The organism is Mesorhizobium sp. M2A.F.Ca.ET.037.01.1.1, assembly GCF_003998075.1.
Lineage (GTDB): Bacteria > Pseudomonadota > Alphaproteobacteria > Rhizobiales > Rhizobiaceae > Mesorhizobium.
The window spans coordinates 1-2,141 of sequence record NZ_RZSA01001055.1; the positions used below are offsets into that span (position 1 = coordinate 1).

Annotated in this window: 2 protein-coding genes; both read left to right on the forward strand. The window is 63.7% G+C overall.

Features of this window, described 5'->3' with window-relative positions; translation table 11 throughout:
• On the forward strand, window positions 1-794 hold a 794-nt coding region (locus tag EOA27_RS33285; RefSeq protein ID WP_145970716.1), incomplete at its 5' end, for an autotransporter outer membrane beta-barrel domain-containing protein.
• Between the two features lie 179 nt (window positions 795-973).
• On the forward strand, window positions 974-2,011 hold the full coding sequence (locus EOA27_RS33290) for an MBL fold metallo-hydrolase (RefSeq protein WP_126081623.1): 1,038 nt from the start codon (window positions 974-976) through the stop codon (window positions 2,009-2,011).
• Window positions 2,012-2,141 lie beyond the last annotated feature (130 nt).

The window sequence follows — 2,141 nt, forward strand, 5'->3', positions numbered from 1 at the left end:
CCCAGGGTGGTTCCGGCGCATCGGCCGGGTTCAGCGAGGCGCTGGGCGGTGTGGTCGCCGGCGCTGAAAGGCGCTCGGGCGACGGCTTCCTCGGCGGCTTGTTCCTCGGCGGCGCCGCCGGGTCTACCGAGGTCGACGACGACGCGCAGGAGATCGTCCATCGCGGCGCGTTTGCGGGCGGCTATCTCGGCTATGACGCAGGTGCGCATTTCGCCGAGGCGGCGTTCGTCGCCGGCGTGCTACAGGAGCGCAGCCGCCGCCATGTCGCGAACAATCTGGTGCTCGGCGGCATCGAAACGGCGCGGGCCGATTTCAACGGCGTTTTCCTGAGCCCCTCGGTCACGCTCGGCATGCGGCTGCCGGTGACGGCCGGAACGCTGATACCCAGCGTGCGGCTGCGCTACGCTGGGCTCTTCTTCGACGACTACACGGAGACCGGCTCGGACGGCGATCTTGCGGTCTCGCGGCGTGACGTCAACGTCTTCGAGGCCCGCGGCCAGCTCGGGCTGGCGCTCGCTCCCGTCAGCACGCCAAGCCAGGCCTGGCAAACCACGCTTCGCGCGGGGGTCGACGCGATCGCGCAAAACAGCGACGACGTTTCGGCAACGCTGCTCGGCCAGGACATCTCTTTTCCCGCGGGCGGCAGAAAATTCGTGTTGCGCGGCTTTGCCGGCGCGGACGTCGCGGCGGAGGTGAGCGCCGGCATGACGCTCAATGCCGGCTTAGAGGTGGGTTACGGCAGCGACAATGCCTTCACTGTCTGGGGGGTAGCTCGTCTCAGCAAGGCTTTTTGAGACAGCTGACCGCCGGCCGGCGCAGCGTTTGAAGGTGGCATTCCATCGCCATGGGAAGGCCGTCTACCGAATTATATATTTTTCGAAATCCATTCTGATTTCAGAAGCCTATGCAGTAGAATATTGCTACGGCCGCGAGGGCGATGCCCGGCGGTGAAAATGCAGCGGGGTACGCGACGATGATTTTCCGCCAGCTCTTTGATTCCGTCTCGGGCACATATTCCTATCTGCTCGCCAGTCGCAAGGGCGGCGAGGCGCTGATCATCGATCCGGTGCTGGAGAAGGTCGAGCGTTACCTGCAATTGGTCAACGAACTGGATTTGAGGCTGGTAAAGGCGGTGGATACCCATCTTCACGCCGACCATATCACCGGCCTCGGCGCGTTGCGCGACAGGACGCATTGCGTGACCGTCATGGGCGAGCAGACCAAGGCCGACGTGGTGTCGATGCGGCTTGCCGACGGCGATAAGCTCGGCATTGAGGGGCTGGCGCTCGACGTCATCTACACACCCGGCCACACCGACGATTCCTACAGCTTCGTCCTGCCCGACCGGGTCTTCACCGGCGACACGCTGCTCATCCGCGGCACCGGCCGCACCGACTTCCAGAACGGCGATCCGCGCCAGCAGTATGAATCGATCTTCGGTCGCCTACTCAAGCTGCCCGACGAAACGCTGATCTTCCCGGCGCATGACTATAAGGGCGAGACCGTGTCGACGATCGGCGAGGAGAAGGCCTTCAACCCGCGCCTGCAGGTGAAGTCGGTCGACGAATATGTGAACATCATGAACAATCTGAACCTGGCCAACCCGAAGATGATGGATGTGGCCGTGCCCGCCAACATGCGGGTCGGGCTGCATCAGGACGACATCGCCGCCCGCGGCTGGGCGGTGAGCGCCGAGCAGGCGTTGGCGCTTGTCGGGCGGCCCGACGTGGCGCTGATCGACCTGCGCGAGCAGTCCGAACGCGAGCGCCACGGCGTCATCCCTGGCGCGATCCATCTGCCCTATGCGCGGCTCCAGGAGAACATCATGGCCGGCGGCATGCTGCATGAGCTGGCCAAATCAACAGCCAAGCAGCTGCTGTTCTACTGCGCCTTCGGCGAGCGTTCTGCGATGGCGGTGCAAGCGGCGCAGGATGTCGGGATTTCCAACGCTCGCCACATCCAAGGCGGCATCGACGCCTGGCGGAAGGCAAGCGGGCCGCTATCCCACTAGAGCGTTTCACCGTTTCACGGAAACGGCGATCCGCTCTATCCCTTTGTTTTTACGCAATTCCGGACGGAAAACCGCTCACACTTTTCCTGGAATTGCTCTAGCAACCGACTGGATTCAATTCAGTCCGATC